A 24,616-nucleotide genomic window follows, 5' to 3' on the forward strand; every position below is an offset into this window, starting at 1 on the left:
CATGAAGCTACTAGGTGCAGTGCTCATTATGTTAGCAAGTACGTGGGCTGGTGTGGAATGGTCAAGAACAGTGAGCGAACGATCGCGACAGTTGCGACAGTTAAAGGCAGCACTTCAATCATTAGAAGCGGAAATTGTCTATGGCATGACGCCACTGAGCGTTGCCTGTAGTCACATTTGTAGGCAGGTTGGTCATCCTGTTTCCTGGTTTTTTGATTCATTTAGGAAAAAGCTCGATGCTGGTCAGGGGACGGCTTATGATGCCTGGATGCAAAGCATGGATGAGGTTTGGAAGTATACGGCTTTTAAGCAAGAAGAGAAGGAAGTAATGAAACAACTTGGTGCCACAATAGGACAACACGATCGAGAACATGAACAAAAACAAATTAAACTCGCCTTGATTCATTTGGAAAGAGAAGAACAAGAAGCGAGAGACAATCAAATGAAGTATGAGCGGATGTTCAAGAGTCTTGGTGTTCTTGGGGGGATTCTTCTTGTCATACTATTGATTTAGTCATTGGGAGGAAACGGAAATGAATCATGATGTAAATACAATATTCCAAATTGCGGGTATCGGCATCATTGTAGCCATGCTTCATACCATTCTCAAGCAAATGGGGAAAGAGGAGTACGCACATTGGGTGACGTTGATTGGTTTTATTGTTGTTCTTTATATGGTGATTACCATCATCGATGATCTTTTTCAGAAAATACGAGGGGTATTCCTTTTCCAGGGTTAGGGGGTGACTGCGATTGATATTTTGCAAATCGTTGGATTGGGATTAATCGCTACCTTCCTTGTTATTGTTGTAAAAGAACAAAAGCCTGTGTTTGCCTTTACGATTACGGTTTTCACAGGCGCTTTGATTTTTCTTTATTTAATTGGAGAGATACAACACATTATTCAAATGTTGGAAAGTTTGGCCTCAAAAGCGAATGTTGAAATTGTCTATGTTGAAACGGTGTTGAAAATAATTGGAATTGCCTATATAGCAGAATTTGGTGCACAAATTGTAAGAGATGCTGGTCAAGGTGCGATTGCTTCAAAAATTGAGCTTGCAGGTAAACTGTTAATCTTAGCCATGGCAATCCCAATTCTTACACTTATTATTGAAACTGTGCTTAAGCTTTTACCATCATAAGAGGGAGGAAGAGGACATGCCTCACATAAAAAAAACAATGTTGATGTTGCTATTCCTCTGCTTCACCCTTATGCAGGTTCAAACTACAGCACATGCACAGGGCGAAGAAGACGAGCCGATATCTACTCAATTTGTAGACAAGCAGTTAAATACCCTCGGCTTACAAGAGATTCAAACTTACTGGGACGAAGTGATTAAAGAGTATGGAGGTTTTTTGCCTGAAAGTCAAAAAGGATCCTTCATGGAATTTGTGAAAGGTGAAAAACAACTTTCTTTAAAGGCGTACTTATTGGGGTTACTAAAATTTCTTTTCCACGAACTACTCGTTCACGGAAAGCTACTTGGAACCTTAATTTTGTTAACAATCTTCAGTATTCTTTTACAAAATATGCAAAATGCCTTTGAACATAAAGCGGTGAGCACCGTAGCATACGGCATTATATATATGGTTTTAATTATACTTGCACTTAATAGTTTTCATGTAGCGATTCAGTATACTGAAACCGCAATTGCGAACATGATGAGTTTTCTTTTGGCGTTAATTCCTCTGCTGTTAGCTTTAATCGCTTCTGTTGGTGGTGTTGCTTCTGTGGCATTTTTTCATCCGATCGTATTATTTTTAGTTAATACAGGAGGATTGTTGATTCAAAAGTTTGTGCTACCGATGCTTTTTCTATCAGCCGTTCTTGCCATTGTAAGTACAATAAGTGATCAGTATAAAGTAACCCAGTTATCTAATTTAATTCGGAATATAGCGATCGGTACACTTGGGGTATTTTTTGCAGTTTTTTTAGGTGTTATCTCGGTTCAGGGGGCATCAACTGCCGTTGCAGATGGGGTTACAATTCGAGCGGCTAAATTTGTAACAGGTAATTTTATTCCTGTCGTAGGAAGGATGTTTACAGACGCAACGGATACAGTACTTAGTGCTTCAGTCCTCTTGAAAAATACTGTAGGACTAGCTGGTGTGGTGATCTTACTAATGATATGTGCCTTCCCTGCCATAAAAGTTTTATCATTAGTGCTGATTTATAACATCGCAGCGGCAGTCATTCAACCATTAGGTGGCGGACCAATCATTCAGTCGCTTAATGTGATATCAAAAAGCATTTTATTTATTTTTGCCGCACTTGCTATCGTATCACTGATGTTTTTTTTAGCGGTAACGATTATTATAGCATCTGGAAATATCACGTTAATGGTGCGTTAGGAGGTGTGAAGTGGCCATTATTACAGGCTGGATCACGAATATCATTGTTCTGATTTTACTTGCTACTGTACTTGAGTTACTGTTGCCAAATTCGAATATGCAACGATATGTCAAAATGGTCATCGGCTTAATGCTAATGGCAGTAATCTTATCTCCTATTCTAACGATTTTCACAAAAGATTTTGATTCCATGTTAAGATCTGCTGCTCTTACAGATTCGACTCCCGATGTGAGGATGGAAAATCAGATAGAATCAAAGAAAAGTGAAATACAAGCATCCAATGCTGCATATATTGAAGAACAAATGGCTGTCCAAATGAAAAGCCAGGTTGAAAAGGAGTTGAGGGATCAGTTTAATCTTGAAATCACGCAGGTAGGGCTTGAGTTACAAGATGGAGAGGGAGAAAAGAATATTGAACACATTGCAGTCACGGTAAGCAAGGCAGTAGAATCAGATGTTCAGGAAATTGAAGCAGTAACAGTGTCAGCTGAAATTAAGGAAGAGGAAGTTCACTCAACTGATGCACGATCAAAAAAAGTTGCTTATTTTCTAGCTGATAAATGGGGATTGTATCCAAACCAGGTTGGCGTTCAGGTGAAAGGAGGAGAGTAGGAACGTGGATGAGAAACCAACAAGCTGGCTAGCTCAATTAAAAAAACCGAAGAAGAAAAAAGGAATTCCAATCTATTACTTGATTATTGCTGCAGGCATTGGCATCATCTTCATGTTTTCCGGCAGTTTCTTCTCGACACCTGATCCTAGCCAGGATGTATTTAATGAACAGGGAAGCTCCTCAGAAAGTGAAGAAGTTTTTAGCCAAAAAAAGTCCAGTCCGTCGACAATGTCAGAATATGAAAATATGTATGAAACACAATTGAAGGAAGCGCTAGACGAAGTGGCTGGAGTATCAGATGCCACAGTCATTGTTAATTTAGATTCTACTGAGCAAAAGGTTGTTGAAAAAAACAGCACTTCTACTGATAAATATACTTATGAATCTCCAAATGATGGAGGGTCAAGAAAAATTGAGGAACAATCAAGTGATGAACAAGTTGTTATTGTTCAAAATGATAATGGTCAGGGTCCGATTGTAGTTAGTACAAAGAAGCCTGTTGTAAGAGGTGTTGTTGTCGTGGCAGTCGGAGCAGAAAACATGGAAGTGAAAAAAATGATCGTTGATGCAGTGACGAGACTACTTGATGTGAAAAGTCATCGAGTGATGGTTTTGCCGAAAAAACTAAAGGGGGAATCATAAATGGTCTTAAAAAAGCAAACAGTATGGTTATTAACAATGTTAAGTTTAATTATTGTTCTATCAGCTTATTATATCATGACACCTGGTACGGATAATGTTGCATTTGTGGGAGATCAAGAGGAGCAAAGCGAGGAAGGCGTAAAAGGAGAGGAAGCAAAAGAAACGAACGGTGTTGAAGATGAATCCGTTTCGATGAATGTTTCAGGAGATGAAGTCTTTGCTGCACTGAGACTTGAGATTCAAGAACAGCGAGATGCCGCGATTGAAGACTATACAGCTGTCATTGCAAGTGAGGCTTCGGCAGACTTGAGAAATGAAGCGCACGAACAGCGTCAAGAATTAATGGCATTATCTCAAAAGGAATCAGTTTTAGAAAACGTGATAAAATCAGAAGGTTACAGTGATGCAGTCGTTTATACTCTCGATGACGAAAAAGTAAGAGTTATTGTCAAAGCGGATCAGCTATCGAATGAAGAAGCCAATAATATTATGGTGCTTGCAGAAGAACAGCTAGGCGATGGACATCGAATAGCGGTAGAATTTCAACCAGTGGCAAAATAGAGATGGGGGAGTTACTCCATCTCTTTTTTTATTAGCGCTAAGAAAATTAGTAGTGAAAACGATTTCTTTATTTGTTACTCTTAGTGAAGAAGGGTGTTCGATGTTGCCTTCTACCAAGTAACCGTAAGATATGATATGATGAATAGGCTTAGGACCAGCTGTTAGATAATGGTCTTAATTGTGAGGTTTGATGGATTGTCAGTTTTATGGGAGATACTAATGATCAACCTTATTATGCTATAATCGCTATAAGTTGGAGCGTGTCTTCTAAACAGAAAACCTCCTTACTATTAAAATTAGCAAAAAGACGACAGGGAGTGGAAATCTTGTTAAAAGTTCAAGAAATTCGCGAATTGATCAAACTAATTGATCAATCAAGCATTGATGAATTTGAATATGAAAGTGATGGATCTAAGATCGTATTAAAGAAAAATGAAGTGCAATATGCTGAAGCACCTGTTCAACAACCTGTGCAGCAAACCATTGCACAACAGCCTGTTGAGTCTACTCAACCAGCTTCTTCCCCGGTAAAAGAGGAACCTGCAGCGGTTGAAAAAGAAGAAAAACAGGATGACTCATTACATAAAATTGAATCGCCAATGGTTGGAACCTTCTATGCGCGTCCAAATCCTGATTCAGAACTTTACGTGAAAACGGGAGAGAAAGTTTCTGAAGATAGCGTGGTCTGCATCATTGAAGCAATGAAGCTCTTTAATGAAATTGAAGCAGAGGTAAATGGAGAAATCGTAGAAATGCTAGTTGAAGATGGTCAGCTAGTGGAATACGGACAACCTCTGTTCTTAGTGAAAGCATAGGTGATGATGTTATGGAGATTAAGAAAGTACTTGTAGCCAATCGAGGAGAAATTGCTGTTCGGATTATTCGTGCTTGTGAAGAACTTGGTATTGAAACAGTTGCTGTATATTCTCAAGCCGATAAAGAAGCCCTGCACGTTAGGCTAGCGGATGAAGCCTATTGCATAGGACCAACTGCTTCAAAAGACAGCTATTTAAATTTCACCAATATCATGAGTATTGCAACGGTAACCGGTGTTGATGCGATTCATCCTGGTTATGGATTTCTTTCGGAAAATGCAGACTTTGCAGAGTTATGTAGAGAGTGCAATATTACGTTCATTGGACCAAGCCCTGAGGCCATTAGTCGGATGGGTACAAAGGACGTTGCTAGAACAACAATGAAGGAAGCAGGGGTTCCGATTGTACCTGGTTCAGAGGGAATCGTGAAGGATGCAGACGAAGCGGTAGCTCTAGCGAATGAAATGGGATACCCTGTTATAATTAAAGCGACTGCTGGCGGCGGAGGTAAAGGGATTCGAATTGCTAAGGATGAAAACGAATTAGTAAAAGGAATCAATATCACTCAGCAAGAAGCATCGACGGCATTTGGAAATCCTGGTGTTTATATTGAGAAATTCATCGAAGATTTTCGTCATGTAGAAATCCAGGTCCTTGCTGATAATCATGGCAATGCGATCCATCTTGGAGAGCGAGATTGCTCCATCCAAAGACGTTTGCAGAAGCTTGTAGAGGAAACCCCTTCGCCAGCTCTCGATGAATCAATCAGAAAGAAAATGGGTGATGCTGCCGTTCGTGCTGCGAAAGCCGTTCAATATTCTGGTGCAGGAACCGTTGAGTTTATTTTTGAGCCAACAGGGAATTTTTATTTTATGGAAATGAATACTCGCATACAGGTTGAGCATCCTGTGACTGAAATGGTAACAGGGATTGATCTGATTAAAGAGCAAATTCGAGCGGCATCAGATGAAACGTTACGTTATAAGCAGGAAGATGTCACATTTAAAGGGTGGGCTATAGAATGTCGGATCAATGCAGAAGATCCCGACAAGAAATTCATGCCATCTCCTGGAAAGGTTGACATGTACCTTCCACCAGGTGGATTTGGGGTCCGTGTAGACTCTGCTGTCTATCCTGGCTATGACATTTTGCCCTTCTATGATTCAATGGTTGCAAAGCTTATAACCTACGCTGATACAAGAGAAGAAGCGATTGCTAGAATGAAGCGTGCTCTTGGAGAATTTGTCGTGGAAGGTGTGAAAACCACCATTCCATTCCATATGCGTTTAATGAATCATGAGAAATTTGTGAGTGGCAATTTTAATACAAAATTTCTTGAGAAATATGATTTGACAGAACAATCAACGAATTCTAAGTGAGGTGTTCAAAATGAATGAACTTCAATCATTTGAAATGGAAGAGCACGATACTGGGCTTGGAAAAGTCGAAATATCACCAGAAGTTATTGAAGTAATCGGGAGCATTGCTGCTTCAGAAGTTGACGGCGTTGCAGAAATGAGAGGGAATTTTGCTTCAGGTGTTGTCGAACGCTTTGGGCGAAAGGATCATCGAAAAGGTGTTAAGGTAGAACTTGATGAGGACGGCATTATTCTTGATGCATACGTTGTGGTGAGCTATGGCTTATCCATTCCAGAAGTATGTGAAAAGGTGCAGGAAAACATCCGACAGGCGCTTCTTACAATGACTGCACTAGAAATCAGCGCGGTGAATGTGAGCGTTGTTGGAATTACATTTGATAAAAAAGAATTGGAAAACGAAGAATAAGCAGCGGGGCACGTCCCCTCTGCTTATTTTTTTGCTTCTTTTTCGAATGTGACACCAGCCAATTTTACTTATACCCGCCCGATTCACGAAAGTTGCCAAGTATATGAAAACAATTGGGCATTGCAAAACCTGTATTTGTCCTCTACAATATGCTATTATTTATTGGTATAGCAATATAAGCGTAAAGGGAGTATAGCAATGAAAAGAAGACATGCAAGAGAAAAAGCCATCCAGGTATTGTTTCAAATAGATGTAACAGACACCGATCCACGTGAGGCCCTGCAACACGTTTTAAATGAGGGAGAAGGTGACGAGTTTCTATCTGAGCTTGTCTTCGGAACGCTTGAGAATCTCGAAAAGATTGATGCAGTCATTAAAGAGAACCTTGTTAACTGGACCTTTAGCCGAATTGGTAATGTAGACCGTTCAGTTCTTCGAATGGCTACATACGAAATGGTAGTGAGAGATGATATTCCAGTAAATGTTAGTTTGAATGAAGCGGTTGAACTAGCGAAATTGTTCGGTGGAGAAGAATCGGGACGTTTTGTGAATGGAGTCCTCTCTAAAATCATGCAAAAAAGCTAATACCATTAGGAGGGGATCGTTGTGAAAGCGGATCGCTATATATCGGTTACAGCTCTTACGAGACACGTGAAGCGGATGATCGATAATGAGCCAGCACTTCAAGACGTCTGGTTACGTGGTGAATTGTCGAATGTGAAGCTTCACAATCGAGGACACCTTTATTTTACTGTGAAAGATGATAAATCCCGTGTTCAGGCAGTCATGTTCGCAGGGAACAATCGTCATATGAAATTCAAGCCGGAAAATGGCATGAAAGTCCTCATTCGAGGTGAAATTTCGGTATTTGAACCGTACGGTCAATATCAGTTGTATGCTAAAGAAATGCAACCCGATGGAATCGGAAATCTGTATTTAGCTTATGAAGAATTAAAACGAAAACTCGAATTTGAAGGATTGTTTTCAGAAACCCTCAAACAGCAAATACCGCGCTTTCCTACTGAAATTGGTGTTATCACTTCCCCAACTGGAGCAGCTATTCGAGATATTTTTACCACCATTAAAAGACGTTATCCTGCTGCAAGGATAACGGTGTTTCCCGTTCTGGTTCAGGGAAATCGGGCAAAAGGATCAATTGTTCAGGCGATTGAGATGGCAAATGCGATGAAAATGATCGATGTGCTGATTGTTGGGCGTGGTGGCGGATCGATAGAAGAATTATGGGCATTTAATGAAGAGGAAGTTGCCAGAAGTATAGCGAATTCTAAAGTACCGATTATTTCAGCCGTTGGCCATGAAACCGACTTTACAATTGCAGATTTTGTTTCAGATTTAAGAGCACCAACGCCAACTGGAGCAGCTGAATTAGCAGTGCCTAGCGTAGTAGAATTGAAAGAGCGAGTTGACCAAAGAGTACATAGGCTAATGAGAGTCATGCAAGAGAAGTTAGCTACCGATCGCGATCGATTGTCAAATCTCCAAAAGTCATATGCCTTTCGTTATCCTGACCAACTACTGAAACAGAAGGAACAGGAGCTCGACTTACAAGTGGAACGAATGCATAGAAACATGAAACGATTGCTTTCTTATACGACTGAGCGAGTTGATCGTAATCATAAGCAGTTAATGAAACAACATCCACAAAAACTTCTTAAAGAGGCGAGTCGAGAGCTTGGAGAGCTTAAACACTCGTTAAATAAAGAAATGCAACGTGTTTTACTTGGGAAACAACGTGATTTTTCACTTGCTGCGGGAAAATTGAATGCTTTAAGCCCATTAAAAGTAATGGAACGTGGGTATAGCCTCGCATATAAAGAAGAAGAACTCATTAAATCTGTTCATCAGGTTCAACCTGGAGATGTGTTGAAACTTGAAATGACAGATGGAAAAATTGATTGCCATGTTTGGGGATTAGAGGAGAGTGATTCGAATGGAAAAAAATGAGAACGCGACATTTGAAGAAGCGATGGAAAAGTTAGAACAAATTGTTGGGGCATTAGAAGAAGGAAATGTCCCTCTTGAAAAGGCTATTTCTCTTTTTCAAGAAGGAATGAATTTATCAAATGTATGTCATGAGAAACTGAAATCCGTTGAAGGGAAAATGGATCAAATTGTTGAAGAAAACGGTGAGATTAAGCGTTTTTCTGTGCAGGAGGATGAAGTGTGACTTCAGATCTCAGATCCTATATGAACGAATGCAAGCAACTGTTGGATGAAGAACTTCCCGCCTACATTGAACGACTTGAAATGCCAGAATCATTAAAGAAAGCAATGCTGTATTCCATTCATGCAGGGGGAAAAAGAATACGTCCAATATTATTACTGGCTACGGTAGAAGCCTTTGGTCGATCGACTAAGGAAGCCATTCCAGTGGCGTGTGCAGTTGAAATGATCCATACGTACTCGCTCATTCATGATGATTTGCCTGCAATGGACAATGATGATTTACGTCGAGGTAAACCGACAAACCATATCGTATTTGGGGAAGCTACCGCCATTCTTGCGGGAGATGCTTTGTTAACACAGAGTTTTGAGCTTATTGCAGATTCCAATTTAGCAAGTGAACAAAAAGTTGATTTAATTAAACTGTTATCACACGCCGCCGGCCCTTCTGGTATGGTTGGGGGACAAATGGCGGATTTAGATGGTGAAAAACAAGAGTTAACCCTGGAACAACTTGAGTACATTCATCATCATAAAACGGGCAAGCTGCTTGTTTTCTCTATCATGGCTGGTGCAATCATCGGTCATGCTACAGATCAGCAACGAGAGCATTTGCGTGCTTTTGGTGAACACATTGGCCTCTCCTTCCAAATTAGCGATGATATTCTGGATGTAGAAGGAGAAGAAGGCAAGATTGGAAAACTTCCGGGTAGTGATGAAAATAACGAAAAAAGTACTTATCCGAAGCTTCTTTCTTTAGAAGGAGCGAAAGAAAAGCTCAACTACCATACAAAAGAGGGGTTAGCTCATCTTGCTGCTGCTAATGTAGAAATAAGCACCTTACAATCTATTGCAAAATTTATCGTAGAACGTGATCACTAACACATAATTGAGCATAAAACGAATGTGTGGTATAATAAAATAAGACTGAGTGGTGCAGTATTCTAGTCAGTTCGCCATTTCTGAAGGCGGGCCTAAAAATCCGCCATAGGGCACATCGATGAAGTTCCTGGTGTTGGCTTGAGTCGCCCAGACTTGGGTCGATGCTGGGAGTTAAGGTCGCAGGGCGATCCACAAAGGCATGTGGGCGTTGACCCTGCTTCCGCGGAGGCCCATTCTTGTAGCAGAGCGGTTAACGCTGCCTGCTATGAATTGGGGTATGAACCTGTTTCAGCTGCATGGGAACGCAGTTGAACAGCGTAGCCTGCCTTGAGTGGAGCTAGAGGGGATTATGGATTATTGGAAATTTGCAGCTCGGCCGGCCGCTTTTTTCCTACCACCCATATGAAATCTGCTCTGCAAAAGAGGCTAGGAAATGTGTGGAACTGTTGAGGAAAACTCCTAGACTGTTCCGAGTGACACTTAAAGGGGATTATAGTGCGGACTAAGTGGTAATCCAGTCTAGCGCATGGTGACTACGCTAAGACCGATGTAAAGGGAAACCGCCTGAACGGCGACGTTTAGGTATCGATCTGGGAAAACCTACTGGACCTAAGCCGCAGTCTTTACTCTTTAAGTGACCACTCTTCGATACATAATACAACAGGGGTATTCAATTAACAGGGAACAGGGGGAAACGAACTGACTCCTTGAGGACCTGTTAGTTGGATACTTATTTTTATGTGATTATATAATGGACAAGGAGTAGATATGAAAGCTTCCGTATCAAAATCCATAAACTGGAGTTTAGCTATTGCCGTTATCACACTTGTGTTAGCGGCTATTTTTTCAATTATATCAACAGCGGTATTAAGTGGGGTTTCCTGGGCAATTGGGATGGTTGTGGTTCTACTAATCGTTCTAATTGGGATATTCTTTGATACAATTGGTGTAGCTTCCACTGCTGCAAACGAAGTGCCATTCCATGCAATGGCAGCTGAACGCCTTACTGGTGCTAAGCACGCGATTTTTGTGACACGTAATGCAGACCGAGTTGCTAGCTTCTGTAATGATGTAATTGGAGACATTTCGGGTATTATAAGCGGTACAGCCTCTGCAACCGTTGTCGTCCAATTGACACTTCAACTTGGACATAGTGACGGATCTTTGTTTCAATATATAATATCAGTCGTATTTACAAGCGTTATCGCTGCGTTAACGGTTGGAGGAAAAGCGCTCGGAAAAACGTTTGCCATCCACTTTTCTACAGGCATTATCTTTCAAGTTGGACGATTTTTATACTTTGTGGAAAAAACATTTAAGATCAAGATGGTAGACAATCAATCCAAAAAGAAAAAGGGAAACCGTAAATCGAAATAAGAAGGGGAGGACATTCCCATGGATTTAGAAAAGATTGAAAATCCTAAGTTTCTAAAGAATTATGATATGAACGAAATGACCGAGCTTGCTGAAGAAATTAGAAGTTTTTTAATTAACAAACTTTCCGAAACTGGTGGACATCTGGGGCCCAATCTTGGCGTAGTTGAACTGACAATTGTGCTTCATAAAATATATAATAGTCCAAAAGATAAATTTATTTGGGACGTTGGTCACCAGGCATACGTTCATAAGATTCTCACTGGACGAGCTTCGAGATTTGACACCCTCCGAAAATATAAAGGGCTTTGTGGCTTTCCGAAGCGAAATGAAAGTGAGCATGACGTCTGGGAAACAGGTCATAGTTCTACCTCATTATCAGCAGCAATGGGGATGGCTGCTGCCCGTGATATGAAAGGGACAGACGAAAACGTTGTGGCTATTATTGGTGATGGGGCTCTTACAGGCGGGATGGCACTAGAAGCGCTTAACCACATCGGCCACGAGCAAAAAGACATGCTTGTTATTTTAAATGATAATGAAATGTCCATTGCTCCAAATGTAGGTGCACTTCATAACATCTTAGGAAAGCTTCGTACAGCCGGTAAATATCATAAAGCGAAGGAAGAGCTTGAGTATCTACTAAAGAAAATTCCTGCGTTTGGAGGAGCACTTGCTTCAACAGCAGAGCGCGTAAAAGATGCTTTGAAGTATTTATTGGTTTCCGGGATATTCTTTGAGGAACTTGGATTTACTTATCTTGGACCGGTAGATGGTCATGATGTCGAAGCACTAATGGAAAACATTAAGTATGCTAAGAAGACAAAAGGACCAGTCCTTATTCACGTACTTACGAAAAAAGGAAAAGGCTATCAACCTGCAGAAAGCGATCAAATTGGCGTATGGCACGGTGTGAGTCCATACAAAATAGAAGCAGGAGAACAAATTAAACCGAAAGTCGCAGCGCCTGGTTATAGCAAAGTGGTTAGTGAAACAGTGCGAAAGCTTGCTGAGAAGGATGATCGCATCTCAGTAATCACGCCTGCAATGACAGTAGGATCTAAATGGGAAGCATTTGAAAAGCAATTCCCAGAAAGGCTTTTTGATGTTGGGATTGCTGAACAGCATGCTACTACAATGGCCGCAGGGCTAGCAACTCAGGAGTTAAAACCGGTTTTATCGATCTATTCTACGTTTCTTCAAAGAGCGTATGACCAGCTTGTTCATGATGTATGCAGACAAAACCTGAACGTTTTCCTTGCAATTGATCGCTCTGGTCTTGTTGGAGCAGATGGTGAAACGCACCAGGGCGTTTTCGATATTTCTTTTCTCAGACACTTGCCAAATATGGTGCTCATGATGGCGAAAGATGAAAACGAATTACAGCATATGGTTTATACTGGACTGAAATACAATCAGGGACCAATTGCAGTGCGATATCCTAGGGGAAATGGCATTGGAACAAAGATGGATCAAGAACTAAAAGAAATTCCAATTGGTAGCTGGGAAGTTATTCGTGAAGGTACAGATATTGCGCTATTATCGTTTGGTCCTACCCTGCAAGATCTCCTAAGTGCAGCTGAGAAGTTAGAAAAAGAGGGTGTTTCAGCTCGAGTTATTAATGCTCGTTTCATAAAACCTCTCGATGAGAAAATGATTGCAGATCTCATGCAAGAAGGAATACCAATGCTTACAGTTGAAGAAGCTATACTCCAAGGTGGATTTGGAAGTGCCATTCTTGAATATGTCAATGACAGTGGCTATCAGCATGGAAGTATTCAACGAATGGGAATTCCGGATGCTTATATTGAACACGGCAGTGTAGGCGAGTTATTAAAAGAAATTGGATTAACTTCAGATGATATTGCTGAGAAAGCGAAGAAAATGATTCCAGCTAAACAAAAGAGGGCATAAAAGAGCATGGCAAAAAAAGAAAGACTGGATGTACTCCTTGTCAATCGAGGTTTAATTGATACGAGAGAAAAAGCAAAGAGAGCGATTATGGCGGGTCTTGTCTTTTCAGAGACGGAAAGAATGGACAAACCAGGAATGAAAGTGTCAGAAGATATCCTTCTTCAAATTAAAGGGGATACGTTACGTTATGTTGGGCGCGGCGGTTTAAAGTTAGAGAAGGCGATCGACGTCTTCTCTCTTGATCCGAAAAACAAAATTGTTTTAGATATTGGCTCTTCTACCGGAGGGTTTACCGACTGTGCACTTCAAAATGGTGCTTCACTCGTTTATGCACTTGATGTGGGTTATAATCAACTTGCATGGAAGCTGCGTGTAGACGATCGTGTGGTAGTGAAAGAAAGAACGAATTTTCGATATGCGGTCAGAGAGGATTTTGAACAAGGACTTCCTGATCTAGCCACAATTGATGTTTCGTTCATTTCTTTAAAGTTAATCTTACCTGTTTTAAAAGAGATTTTGAAAGAAAATGGGGAAGTCATCGCCCTTGTCAAACCGCAATTTGAAGCGGGGCGTGGAGAAGTAGGTAAAAAGGGAATTGTTCGTGATAAAAAAATTCATCATCGAGTACTGAAAGAAATGATGGATTTTGCTGAACGAGAAGGCTATAAAGTTAACGGTATATCCTATTCACCTATTACTGGTGGGGAAGGAAATATCGAATTTTTATTATATCTTGGCTGGAAACAGGACGCCATCATCGAAAATGTTCCTTCTGCTGAAGAGGTTGTTGAAGAAGCACATCAGAAACTATAGAGGATGCACGAGGTGTGTCCTTTTTCTCGTTCATCATTCCACTGGGCATTTTGAATTGGAAGCAAACGGAAGTTGCGAGTGAATATTTATGAGGGTCTATACAAAAGACGAATAGGGCTATATAATAAGGCTGTCAGATTTTACTTGCCGGAGGTTATACAATGAATAAAGGGCAACGCCATATCAAAATACGTGAAATGATTGCGAATCAAGATGTTGAGACTCAGGATGAGCTTGTTTATTGTCTAAAAAGTGCAGGTTTTAATGTTACTCAAGCAACGGTTTCAAGAGATATTAAAGAGCTTCATCTTGTTAAAGTGCCAACAATCGATGGCAGGTATAAATACAGTCTGCCAGCAGATCAGCGCTTTAATCCGCTTCAAAAATTAAAGAGAACATTAACGGACGCGTTTATTAGTATAGATCATGCAGATCATCTTATTGTAATGAAAACGCTTCCTGGAAACGCCAATGCCATTGGTGCGCTAATTGATAATCTAGACTGGGAAGAGATTATGGGGAATATTAGCGGCGATGATACGATTCTAATTATTTGTAAAAGTGCGGATGCGGCTCCAATGTTATCACAACGTTTTATTGATATGCTTTAGAATAATGAATGAAGATCTTTGAAGGTGGGAGAATATGTTAGCGGAACTATCCATTCGTAATTTTGCGATCATAGAAGCGATAACCGTTTCATTTGAGCGTGGGTTAACCGTTCTTACTGGAGAAACAGGCGCTGGCAAATCCATTATTATTGATGCCATAGGGCTTTTAGTTGGAGGGAGAGGTTCAGCTGAATTCGTGCGTTATGGAACGAAGAAAGCAGAAATTGAAGGATTATTTCATATTGAGCCGAACCATCCAACAGTGCAAAAACTTGAAGATGTAGGAATTGAGTTTACAGATGACATGGTGGTGTTACGCCGTGACATATCACATGCTGGAAAAAGCATTTGTCGTGTGAATGGGAAGTTAGTCACACTTGGCATTTTGCGAGAGATTGGTCAAACGCTTATTGATATCCACGGACAACATGAACATCAGGATTTAATGCAATCAGATAAGCACCTTACTTTACTCGATCAGTTTGGAGACCGATCCATTGGGCCAGCTCTCTTGGAATATAGAGAGGTTTTTCAAAGATACAAAAAAATTCAGCAACAAATGAAGAATCTAACTGAAAATGAACAGCAAATGGCTCATAGACTTGATTTAATCCAATACCAACTTGAAGAAATCACGAAAGCTGAACTTTCTCCAAATGAAGATGATGAATTAATGGAAGAGAAATTGCGATTAGGAAATTTTGAAAAGTTATTCTCTGCGCTTCAGGATGTTTATGATTCCCTTCATGGAGATAATAAAGGGTTAGATTGGGTTGGGCTAGCGATGTCACAACTTGAGTCAGTTGTTGACCTTGATGAGGAGTTGCGTGGTTATCACGAAGAGGTCGCTAATCAATTTTATCTTCTTGAAGAGACGGCAGGTAAATTAAATACATATCGTGATCAACTTGAGTTTGATCCAGCACGACTAGATTTTGTAGAAGAGAGACTAAACGAAATCCAAATATTAAAGCGAAAGTATGGGGATTCTGTAGAAGAAATATTGGAGTATGCGGCTTCAATTGAAGATGAAGTAGACGAGTTATTAAACAGGGAAGGCCGCGTAGACGAGCTCCAGTCTGATTTAAAGGGCATTAAAGCCGATCTAACTGTAGAGGCTGATAATTTGACCGGTCTACGTAAAAAAGTAGCTGGTGAGCTTGTCGCATCAATTCATCATGAGCTTAGAGATCTTTATATGGAAAAAACAGAATTTGCAATTCATTTCAATGGGTCTGATGAAAGTAAAAAAGATTTCTTTCATAGGTCCGGACAAGATGATATTGACTTTATGATTTCTACGAATCCAGGTGAGCCGTTGAAAGAGCTATCAAAAACGGCTTCTGGTGGTGAGTTATCTCGTATCATGTTAGCATTAAAGTCCATTTTCTCGAAGCATCAGGGCATTACTTCCATTATATTTGACGAGGTAGATACAGGAGTAAGTGGAAGGGTGGCTCAAGCCATGGCAGAAAAGATTCAGCGTCTTTCTTCCGGGTCCCAGGTTCTTGTTATTACCCACCTTCCTCAAGTAGCTGCTATGGCAGATCATCACCTTTATATTTCGAAAGAAGAAACAGGTGAAGGTCGAACAAAGACAAGTGTTGGGAATTTAAGTGCTGATGAACAAATTGAAGAACTTGGAAGAATGATTGCTGGTGCTGAGATGACGGAGCTTACGAAGAAACATGCAAAAGAATTGTTGCATCAAGCAAACCAAATTAAATCATGATTTGAAATGCTATCCAACTCAGGGTAGCATTTTCATTTTTAGAGGTTATAATAACGGCGTCTCAAGGCAAAATTATAGATACAGCCATGTTGGAGGTGTGAGCAAGAGCGAGGAGAGTGAAGGATTGAAGATAGAGATGTTTCGTAAGTTGTTGGGTTTAGTTCTCCTTGGAGTTTTAGTCGGACTCGGCTTTTCAAAACCAGTACAATTATTTTTATCCATTCCAAATGAGATTATCATGTTTGAAGGAGATCAAACGAAAATTTCATCTGTTATTCCTGCCGTTGCAACACTTGGAAGCAATGAAGTGGCAAGTTTGGATCCACATGGAAAAGAATTAACGGTTAACGGAGACAAAAGCGGTTCAGATATCCTGGATTTAACTGTTGGAAAGATTCCAGTCAAGAAAGTTGATGTAAAAGTTCTTCCAGACTTTAAAGTGATCCCTGGTGGACAATCAATCGGTGTTAAGCTAAACACGCGTGGTGTTCTTGTTGTAGGTCATCATTTGATTCATACGAATCAGGGCGATCGGTCACCTGGAGAAATAGCAGACATTCAAGTAGGCGATATTATCACTAAGATAAATGGTCAAGCTGTTCAAAAAATGAGTGACATAGGCTCGATTGTTAAAAAGGCTGGAAGCAATGGAAATGCCTTAGAAGTGACAATTGTTAGAGAAAATGAAGAACTTAGTAAGAAATTGGTCCCGGTTAAAGACAAACAAAATGAAGCTTATCGAATTGGATTATATATACGTGATTCTGCAGCAGGAGTGGGTACGTTAACGTTTTATCATCCTGATTCAAAAAAATATGGTGCTCTTGGCCATGTTATTTCTGATATGGATACGAAAAAACCAATTGTCGTAAACCGTGGTGAGATATACCCTTCTTCTGTTACATCAATTGAAAAAGGAAGTAATGGACATCCTGGAGAAAAATTAGCTAGGTTTTCTAAAACAGATCAAAAGCTTGGTACAATTACCCGAAATAGCCCATTTGGTATTTTTGGTGAAATGAATAAAGAAGTGAAAAAAGGCATGTATGATCAACCAATGCCAATTGCACTTTCTCATCAAGTAAAAGAAGGTCCAGCAAAAATATTGACGGTAGTAAAAGGCAGTGAGGTAAAGGAATATGATGTAGAAGTCATCAGTTCAATTCCTCAAAAGTTTCCTGCTACAAAAGGGATGGTTATTAAAGTAACGGATCCAGAGTTATTAAAAGAAACCGGTGGCATCGTTCAAGGGATGAGTGGAAGTCCAATTATTCAAGATGGAAAAGTGATTGGAGCAGTTACTCATGTATTTGTAAATGATTCCACTTCAGGCTATGGCGTTCATATAGAATGGATGTTGGAAGAAGCAGGAATAAATATTTATGAAGAAAGTCGTAATGAGAAGCGAACGGCGAGCTAAAAAAGCTCAATGTTCGCTTTCTTTCGTTTTCAAACCATGGTATACTTTGGATGAAGAAAATTCGACAAAATTGAAAGAGAATTCAGAAAGTGTTGTTATATGTAGTAAATTGAAGGATACTCAAGATTAATGGAGAATTAATATTGTTTTTAAATGTTTTTAGAAATTTTAGAGGAAATTTATAACTTCCGTTGAATTTCTATACTACTACGGTAACCAAACTTGTGGAAGGAGAGACGGAGCCGTGCAAAAAATTAAAGTGTGCTTAGCTGATGACAATCGTGAATTGGTTAATTTGATTGAGGAATATATGTCACGACAAGAGGATATGGAGGTAGTCGGAACCGCTTCCAATGGGCAGGAATGCTTAGAAGTACTTGAAGATCAAGAGCCTGATGTACTGGTACTTGATATTATTATGCCGCACCTAGATGGTCTTGCAGTTCTCGAACGACTAAGAGAAATGAATTACACTTGTAGTGTTATTATGCTTACTGCATTTGGTCAGGAAGATGTTACTAAAAAAGCTGTTGATTTAGGAGCCTCTTACTTTATTCTAAAGCCGTTTGATATGGATAATTTAGCAAGTCACGTCAGGCAGGTTAGTGGCAAGAAAACCACGTTTACTACAAATAGCGGATCGTATAAGCGACCGCAACGTGAAAGTCGTCCTAGAAACCTTGATGCAAGTATCACGAGCATCATTCATGAAATTGGTGTACCAGCACATATTAAAGGTTATATGTACTTAAGAGAAGCCATTACGATGGTTTATAATGACATTGAATTATTAGGCTCGATTACAAAAGTGCTTTATCCTGATATTGCGAAAAAGTTTAATACGACTTCATCCCGAGTTGAACGCGCGATTCGTCATGCTATTGAAGTTGCTTGGAGTAGAGGGAATGTAGAGTCGATTTCGAACTTATTTGGTTATACTGTAAGCATGTCGAAAGCGAAGCCGACCAATAGTGAATTTATCGCGATGGTTGCTGATAAGCTACGGATTGAGCATAACATGGATAATTATTCCCATAGCAGGTAAGCTTGCTTTCACCTTAAAAATTATTACATTTTTAAAATGTTTATCATTAAAAAACAAAACCCCTTTCTTCGAAAGGGGTTTTGTTTTTTGTTTGATTATTATTTTTTTGACGAAAATCTCGGTTGTACTTTATTTCGTTTACGATCTCTATAAAAAATAAACCCGCCAACGAAAGCAAGACCAGCGATAAGGAAAACGAGACCGAGAATAAATTGAACGATAAGAGAAGTAAACGGTGGATTTAACACTCCGAAAAGAACATCTCTCATTAATTTAATACCAATAACACCAATGATTCCGGGAATTAAGACAACAAGTAAAGCCACTAACCTCATTACTGGTGCACCCTTTCCATACTTCACTAGTGCTATTGTAGCGAAGTCTGCATGAAGTGTCTATGTATGTCTATAACTAACAAAAAAACAATGGCGATAACCGTGCATGATTTGTCAAAAATATAAAATAGATGTATGATTAGTATGAAATATATTGCATGTATAGGATGCAGGTGATGAAGAGTTGCGAACATGTATGATTGTAGGTGCTGGAAAAGGTGGAGTGGCGCTTCTGGAGATATTGCAGGAAACCAAAATGATGGAAGTTATTGCGATGGTGGATTGTAACCAAGACGCACCTGGTATACTTAAGGCTCGTAATAGTGGGATTGATGTCTTTGAAGACTGGAAAGTGGCATTAGAACATTTTGAAATCGATGTCATTGTAGAAGCTACTGGAGATGAAGCGGTTTTTGAGGAAATCAGAGACAAGCGAGAAAAGCATACTGTTTTAATTCCCGGATCAGTAGCAAATATTGTTTTAAAGTTAATCGAAGAAAAAGAAGTGTTAATTGATACATTGCTTCATCAATCTAAACAACAGGAAATCATCTTAGATTCGACACATGACGGAATGATTGCGGTTAATGTCCATGAGGAAGTAACGTTGTTTAATCGCAGTGCTGAGAAAATTACTGGGATTAGCAAAGAGCAGGCTGATGGAAGAGTAATTGGATCTCTGATGGCTTCTAGTATGCTACCTCGTGTTCTTTCGTCTGGAAAAGCTGAAATTAATCAAGAACAGTTGCTACCAAACGGAAAGAAAATAATTACGACAAGAATTCCGATGTTTGACGATGAAGGAAGCCGAATCGGCGCACTGGCTGTTTTTAAAGACATGACGGCAATCGAGCAGATGGCACAAGAGGTAACAAATTTAAAAAGTATTCAATCAATGCTTGAAGCCATTATACAATCCTCCGACGAAGCAATTTCTGTTGTAGATGAAAACGGAAAAGGACTTATGATCAATCCGGCTTATACTAGGTTAACGGGTCTCAGCCGTGATGAGGTTATCGGCAAACCGGCAAATACCGACATATCTGAAGGTGAAAGCATGCATATGCGTGTGCTTAGAACAAGAAAGCCTGTGCGCGGTGTGCAGATGAAAGTTGGTCCTAAAAAAAGAGAAGTCGTTGTCAATGTTTCGCCTGTTATTGTTGATGGACGTTTGAAAGGAAGTGTAGGAGTTATTCATGATATTTCAGAATTACACTCTCTGAATAACCAACTACAACGAGCCAGGCAAATTATTAGAACGTTAGAAGCAAAGTATTCCTTTGAAGATATAATAGGGAAATCAGATGAGATGACTTTTTCTGTTCAGCAAGCTAAACTAGCTGCCTCTACTCCAGCGACCGTACTTCTTCGCGGGGAATCGGGTACAGGGAAGGAATTATTTGCACATGCCATACATAATGCAAGTGATCGTAAATATAACAAATTTGTCAGGGTGAATTGCGCCGCTATTTCTGAATCCCTATTTGAAAGTGAACTTTTTGGTTATGAGGATGGAGCGTTTTCGGGTGCCCGACAAGGTGGTAAACGAGGGCTTTTTGAGGAAGCGAACGGTGGGAGCATTTTTTTAGATGAAATTGGAGAAGTGTCTTTAGGGACGCAGGCAAAGCTCCTTCGCGTACTGCAGGAACGTGAAATTGTACGAGTGGGTGGGGCGAAGCCGATTTCAATTAATGTAAGAATCATCGCTGCGACGAATGCGAAACTTGAAAAAAGAATAATCGATGGTTCGTTTAGGGAAGATTTATACTATCGATTAAATCGCCTGCCGATTCAAATAGCTCCATTGAGACAACGGAAAGAAGATATTGCAGCCCTTGCGAAACATTTACTAACAAAAATCAATCAAGATTATGGAAGAAATGTGAGAGGGGTAACCCCAGCAGCTGTGGACTATTTAAAATCTTATGACTGGCCAGGGAACGTTAGGGAGTTTGAAAACGTTTTGGGAAGAATTGTGATTCACATGGATGTTTCAGAAACGATGATCGAATTACACCATCTTCCTTCGCTATTAAGTGAAAAGAAAGATGCTGAACTTCTGTCGGTCGAAAGAACCCCTGATAAGATGCTATCTCAGTTAGTTGATGAATTTGAAAAGAAAACAATTCGTCAGACGCTTGAACTTTATGAGGGAAATAAGACGGCGACCGCCAGGGCGTTGGGTGTGTCTCTTCGTAATTTATATTATAAAATGGAGAAACACGGAATTGAAAAGTCTAGCATGCAATGATTTGCGCGATGTGCAATTTGTTGCATGGTCGATTCAACTCAAACCCAGTTGCAGTAAGAATTTAAAATTGGCACGGAACTTGCATAATAGTATGATGGCGTAAAAGGAGGACACCGATGAATCTAGAACAACTTGTGAATGATCTATCCGAACAGCCTAACAAAACAGTTGCCCTTGCTGCTGCAGCAGATAAAGGAGTGATTGAAGCAGTTCGCAAAGCTATTATGATGCAGCTGGCTTCATTCATTCTATACGGTGATCAGCACGAACTGAAACGAATGTTAGCCGAGGAGGGATTAAATGAATCACCATTCCTTCAAATTGTCCATGTGGAATCAGAGCAAGAGGCTTCACGAATGGCCGTTAAAGCCGTAAGTAATGGAGAAGCCGATGTGTTGATGAAAGGGATGGTATCTACCTCGGTGATTTTAAAGGAAGTATTGAATAAAGAATATGGTTTGCGAAAAGGAAAAGTCCTTTCTCACGTAGCTGCTTTTGATATCGAAGGCTACGAAAGACTAATTTTTGTAACAGACTCAGGAATGAATATTGAACCCGATTTAACGCAAAAGGTTGAAATCGTTAAGAACGCAGTATCTATCGCGAGAAGCATTGGAATTGAGCTGCCAAAAGTTGTCCCACTGGCTGCGGTAGAAGTGGTTAATCCTGCTATGCAAGCAACACTTGATGCCTCAGCACTGACACAGATGAATAAACGAGGTCAGATTTCTGACTGCTTAATTGATGGGCCACTTGCATTGGATAATGCTATTTCCGAAAAAGCGGCAGAACAAAAAGGAATACACAGTGAAGTAGCGGGAAAAGCAGACATTCTTCTTGTTCCTTCTATCGAAGTAGGGAATGCACTCTATAAATCACTCGTCTACTTTGCACATGCAAAAGTAGGAGGAGTGATTGCAGGCGCTAAAGCACCGATTGTCTTAACTTCTCGAGCAGATAGTTCAGAAAGTAAAGTATATAGTATCGCGCTCGCAGTAAGTTCAGCTAAATAACTAGAAGATAACAGAGAGGAAGATTACTTATGGAACTTTTTACTTATATGGAGAAATACGATTATGAACAAGTGGTTGTTTGTCAGGATAAAGCTTCAGGATTAAAAGCAATTATTGCGATTCATGATACAACCCTTGGACCAGCTCTTGGTGGAACAAGAATGTGGACATACGCTTCTGAAGAAGCTGCATTTGAGGATGCGCTTCGTCTAGCTAAAGGAATGACTTACAAAAATGCTGCAGCAGGTTTAAATCTTGGAGGAGGAAAAACGGTTATTATTGGGGATCCTCGTAAAGATAAAAATGAAGCCATGTTCCGAGCATTTGGACGTTACATTCAAGGATTAAACGGTCGATACATTACGGCAGAAGATGTAGGTACCACAGTTCAAGACATGGATACAATTCATGAAGAAACAGAATATGTAACTGGCATTTCACCTGCATTTGGCTCTTCTGGTAATCCTTCTCCAGTTACTGCGTATGGGGTTTATGTGGGAATGAAAGCAGCAGCTAAGGAAGCATTTGGTACTGATTCATTACAAGGTAAAACAGTAGCTGTACAGGGTGTTGGGAATGTTGCATATAACCTTTGCAAACACCTTCACGAAGAAGGCGCTTCTCTAGTAGTAACTGATATCAACAAAGAATCAGTTGATCGCGCTGTAACTGACTTCGGTGCCAAAGCAGTTGATCCGGATGATATTTATGATGTCGACTGCGATATTTTCGCTCCGTGCGCACTTGGTGCCATTATTAATGACGATACGATCAACAGAATTAAAGCAAAGGTTATTGCGGGTGCAGCAAACAATCAGCTTCGTGAAACAACTCACGGTGATCAAATTCACGAAATGGGCATTGTCTATGCGCCTGACTATGTTATTAACGCAGGTGGCGTGATTAACGTTGCAGATGAGCTTTATGGCTATAATCGCGATCGAGCAATGAAACGCGTTGATGGAATTTATGACACGATTTCAAAAGTAATTGAGATTTCAAAACGTGATGGCATTCCAACTTATGCAGCTGCAGACCGTCTTGCTGAAGAAAGAATTGAGCAAATGAAGCAATCAAGAAGTCAATTCTTAATGAACTCTCAGCATATTTTAGGTCATCGTAGATAAACGGAGGGTTCGGAGTGACAGATAAAGTATATCGACTTCTGGTAATTAATCCTGGGTCAACATCAACAAAAATAGGCGTTTTTGATAATGAACGTGCCGTATTTGAGAAATCATTACGGCACGATACAGATGAAATCAACCAATTTAAATCCATCATCGATCAATATGAGTTTAGGAAAAACACCATTCTTGAAGCTTTAGACGAAGAAGATATTAACATTTCGAGACTGTCTGCTGTCGTAGGACGTGGAGGGTTATTGCGCCCAATTGAAGGTGGAACATATGCGGTTAATGAACGTATGCTTGAAGATTTACGTAATGGTTTTTCAGGTGAACACGCTTCCAATTTAGGGGGGATAATTGCTTTTGAAATTGCTGAACAGCTCAATATCTCATCCTTTATAGTAGATCCTGTGGTTGTAGATGAACTGCAAGATGTTGCACGAATTTCTGGAGTACCAGAAATTGAGCGTAAAAGTATTTTCCATGCATTAAACCAAAAAGCTGTAGCAAGACGAGTGGCTTCTCAATTAAACAGTAAATACGAAAATCTTAACCTTATTGTAACTCATATGGGGGGCGGGATAACCGTTGGAGCCCATCGTAAAGGAAAAGTCGTGGATGTGAATAATGGATTGCACGGTGAAGGTCCATTCTCACCAGAACGGGCTGGTACAGTTCCGGTTGGTGATCTTGTCTCGATGTGTTTTTCCGGAGAGTATTACGCTGATGAGATCATGAAGAAGCTTGTTGGACAAGCAGGGTACGTTGGTTATCTTGGGACAAACGATGCCGTGAAAGTTGAGCAGCGAATTCATAATGGCGATGAGAAAGCGAAACTAATTTTTGATGCCATGGCGTATCAGGTAGCTAAAGAGATTGGAGCGGCTAGTGCTGTTCTTGCAGGAGAAGTAGATGCGATTGTTTTAACAGGTGGGCTCGCTTATGGAAAGCAATTTGTATCTCAAATAACTGAGCAAATCAAATGGATTGCTGATGTAATCGTTCATCCAGGTGAAAATGAGCTCCAGGCCTTAGCTGAAGGTGGATTACGAGTGTTAAGAGAAGAAGAACAAGCGAAAGTTTACCCAGTTACTTCAATCGAATCGATCGTATAGTGTTTGTTTATGCGATGTGTAAAGTATC

At 40.2% G+C, this 24,616-nt stretch carries 26 protein-coding genes; 25 read left to right on the forward strand and 1 reads right to left on the reverse strand.

What is annotated here, in order from left to right:
* The first annotated feature begins 1 nt into the window (after nucleotide 1).
* From spoIIIAB to spo0A, 21 genes are all read left to right on the forward strand, one after another.
* Nucleotides 2–514 carry a stage III sporulation protein SpoIIIAB gene (gene spoIIIAB, locus LC090_RS08170; protein ID WP_226657019.1) on the forward strand — a complete coding sequence of 171 codons (513 nt, stop codon included), beginning with the start codon at nucleotides 2–4 and terminating at the stop codon, nucleotides 512–514.
* Nucleotides 515–533: 19 nt separating this feature from the next.
* Nucleotides 534–740, forward strand: coding sequence for a stage III sporulation protein AC (spoIIIAC, locus tag LC090_RS08175; RefSeq protein WP_048308951.1), 207 nt, complete (start codon nucleotides 534–536; stop codon nucleotides 738–740).
* A gap of 12 nt (nucleotides 741–752) precedes the next feature.
* The gene (spoIIIAD, locus tag LC090_RS08180) at nucleotides 753–1,142 is read left to right on the forward strand and encodes a stage III sporulation protein AD (RefSeq protein WP_098445785.1); all 390 of its coding nucleotides are present in this window, start codon (nucleotides 753–755) and stop codon (nucleotides 1,140–1,142) included.
* Between the two features lie 16 nt (nucleotides 1,143–1,158).
* Nucleotides 1,159–2,352 (forward strand): stage III sporulation protein AE, encoded by a 1,194-nt coding sequence (spoIIIAE, locus tag LC090_RS08185; protein ID WP_226657021.1) that lies wholly within the window; start codon nucleotides 1,159–1,161, stop codon nucleotides 2,350–2,352.
* 10 nt (nucleotides 2,353–2,362) lie between these two features.
* On the forward strand, nucleotides 2,363–2,965 hold the full coding sequence (spoIIIAF, locus tag LC090_RS08190; RefSeq protein ID WP_226657023.1) for a stage III sporulation protein AF: 603 nt from the start codon (nucleotides 2,363–2,365) through the stop codon (nucleotides 2,963–2,965).
* Nucleotides 2,966–2,969: 4 nt separating this feature from the next.
* On the forward strand, nucleotides 2,970–3,608 hold the full coding sequence (gene spoIIIAG, locus LC090_RS08195; RefSeq protein ID WP_226657025.1) for a stage III sporulation protein AG: 639 nt from the start codon (nucleotides 2,970–2,972) through the stop codon (nucleotides 3,606–3,608).
* Nucleotides 3,609–4,169, forward strand: a complete 561-nt coding sequence (locus tag LC090_RS08200; RefSeq protein WP_226657028.1) for a SpoIIIAH-like family protein — start codon at nucleotides 3,609–3,611, stop codon at nucleotides 4,167–4,169.
* A 326-nt stretch (nucleotides 4,170–4,495) separates the two neighbouring features.
* Nucleotides 4,496–4,984, forward strand: coding sequence for an acetyl-CoA carboxylase biotin carboxyl carrier protein (gene accB / locus LC090_RS08205; RefSeq protein WP_226657030.1), 489 nt, complete (start codon nucleotides 4,496–4,498; stop codon nucleotides 4,982–4,984).
* Between the two features lie 11 nt (nucleotides 4,985–4,995).
* Nucleotides 4,996–6,363: an acetyl-CoA carboxylase biotin carboxylase subunit gene (gene accC, locus LC090_RS08210; RefSeq protein ID WP_226657032.1), complete on the forward strand. Its 1,368-nt coding sequence runs from the start codon at nucleotides 4,996–4,998 to the stop codon at nucleotides 6,361–6,363.
* Nucleotides 6,364–6,373: 10 nt separating this feature from the next.
* The gene (locus LC090_RS08215) at nucleotides 6,374–6,769 is read left to right on the forward strand and encodes an Asp23/Gls24 family envelope stress response protein (RefSeq protein WP_226657034.1); all 396 of its coding nucleotides are present in this window, start codon (nucleotides 6,374–6,376) and stop codon (nucleotides 6,767–6,769) included.
* Between the two features lie 198 nt (nucleotides 6,770–6,967).
* Complete coding sequence (gene nusB / locus LC090_RS08220; RefSeq protein ID WP_226657036.1) at nucleotides 6,968–7,354, forward strand: transcription antitermination factor NusB; 387 nt, start codon at nucleotides 6,968–6,970, stop codon at nucleotides 7,352–7,354.
* A gap of 21 nt (nucleotides 7,355–7,375) precedes the next feature.
* A complete protein-coding gene (xseA, locus tag LC090_RS08225) occupies nucleotides 7,376–8,734 on the forward strand; it encodes an exodeoxyribonuclease VII large subunit (RefSeq protein ID WP_226657038.1) in 1,359 nt (452 codons plus the stop codon).
* A complete protein-coding gene (gene xseB / locus LC090_RS08230; protein WP_226657040.1) occupies nucleotides 8,721–8,957 on the forward strand; it encodes an exodeoxyribonuclease VII small subunit in 237 nt (78 codons plus the stop codon). Before xseA ends, xseB begins: the two co-directional genes overlap by 14 nt.
* A complete protein-coding gene (locus LC090_RS08235; protein ID WP_425590638.1) occupies nucleotides 8,954–9,835 on the forward strand; it encodes a polyprenyl synthetase family protein in 882 nt (293 codons plus the stop codon). Before xseB ends, LC090_RS08235 begins: the two co-directional genes overlap by 4 nt.
* Before the next feature lie 768 nt (nucleotides 9,836–10,603).
* Nucleotides 10,604–11,212 (forward strand): hypothetical protein, encoded by a 609-nt coding sequence (locus LC090_RS08240; RefSeq protein ID WP_226657042.1) that lies wholly within the window; start codon nucleotides 10,604–10,606, stop codon nucleotides 11,210–11,212.
* An 18-nt stretch (nucleotides 11,213–11,230) separates the two neighbouring features.
* Nucleotides 11,231–13,123, forward strand: coding sequence for a 1-deoxy-D-xylulose-5-phosphate synthase (gene dxs, locus LC090_RS08245; protein ID WP_226657044.1), 1,893 nt, complete (start codon nucleotides 11,231–11,233; stop codon nucleotides 13,121–13,123).
* A gap of 6 nt (nucleotides 13,124–13,129) precedes the next feature.
* Nucleotides 13,130–13,936, forward strand: a complete 807-nt coding sequence (locus LC090_RS08250; protein ID WP_226657046.1) for a TlyA family RNA methyltransferase — start codon at nucleotides 13,130–13,132, stop codon at nucleotides 13,934–13,936.
* 161 nt (nucleotides 13,937–14,097) lie between these two features.
* Nucleotides 14,098–14,547 carry a transcriptional regulator AhrC/ArgR gene (ahrC, locus tag LC090_RS08255; RefSeq protein ID WP_098444159.1) on the forward strand — a complete coding sequence of 150 codons (450 nt, stop codon included), beginning with the start codon at nucleotides 14,098–14,100 and terminating at the stop codon, nucleotides 14,545–14,547.
* A gap of 34 nt (nucleotides 14,548–14,581) precedes the next feature.
* Complete coding sequence (recN, locus tag LC090_RS08260) at nucleotides 14,582–16,279, forward strand: DNA repair protein RecN (RefSeq protein WP_226657048.1); 1,698 nt, start codon at nucleotides 14,582–14,584, stop codon at nucleotides 16,277–16,279.
* 124 nt (nucleotides 16,280–16,403) lie between these two features.
* Nucleotides 16,404–17,699, forward strand: coding sequence for a SpoIVB peptidase (gene spoIVB, locus LC090_RS08265; protein ID WP_226657050.1), 1,296 nt, complete (start codon nucleotides 16,404–16,406; stop codon nucleotides 17,697–17,699).
* A gap of 244 nt (nucleotides 17,700–17,943) precedes the next feature.
* A complete protein-coding gene (spo0A, locus tag LC090_RS08270; protein ID WP_226657052.1) occupies nucleotides 17,944–18,744 on the forward strand; it encodes a sporulation transcription factor Spo0A in 801 nt (266 codons plus the stop codon).
* A 98-nt stretch (nucleotides 18,745–18,842) separates the two neighbouring features.
* On the opposite strand, the gene LC090_RS08275 is transcribed toward spo0A, so the two are convergent.
* Nucleotides 18,843–19,079, reverse strand: a complete 237-nt coding sequence (locus LC090_RS08275; protein ID WP_226657054.1) for a DUF2627 domain-containing protein — start codon at nucleotides 19,077–19,079, stop codon at nucleotides 18,843–18,845.
* Between the two features lie 184 nt (nucleotides 19,080–19,263).
* Here LC090_RS08275 and LC090_RS08280 point away from each other — a divergent pair, with 184 nt between their 5' ends.
* The 4 genes from LC090_RS08280 (at nucleotide 19,264) to buk (ending at nucleotide 24,588) form a co-directional block, all read left to right on the forward strand.
* Complete coding sequence (locus tag LC090_RS08280) at nucleotides 19,264–21,330, forward strand: sigma-54 interaction domain-containing protein (protein ID WP_226657056.1); 2,067 nt, start codon at nucleotides 19,264–19,266, stop codon at nucleotides 21,328–21,330.
* A 116-nt stretch (nucleotides 21,331–21,446) separates the two neighbouring features.
* The gene (gene yqiS, locus LC090_RS08285; protein ID WP_226657058.1) at nucleotides 21,447–22,343 is read left to right on the forward strand and encodes a phosphate butyryltransferase; all 897 of its coding nucleotides are present in this window, start codon (nucleotides 21,447–21,449) and stop codon (nucleotides 22,341–22,343) included.
* Nucleotides 22,344–22,372: 29 nt separating this feature from the next.
* Nucleotides 22,373–23,470: a Leu/Phe/Val dehydrogenase gene (bcd, locus tag LC090_RS08290; protein ID WP_226657060.1), complete on the forward strand. Its 1,098-nt coding sequence runs from the start codon at nucleotides 22,373–22,375 to the stop codon at nucleotides 23,468–23,470.
* A 14-nt stretch (nucleotides 23,471–23,484) separates the two neighbouring features.
* A complete protein-coding gene (gene buk, locus LC090_RS08295; protein WP_226657061.1) occupies nucleotides 23,485–24,588 on the forward strand; it encodes a butyrate kinase in 1,104 nt (367 codons plus the stop codon).
* Nucleotides 24,589–24,616: the final 28 nt, after the last annotated feature.

Source organism: Guptibacillus hwajinpoensis (genome assembly GCF_020524165.1).
Classification (GTDB): Bacteria; Bacillota; Bacilli; order Bacillales; family Guptibacillaceae; genus Guptibacillus; species Guptibacillus hwajinpoensis_D.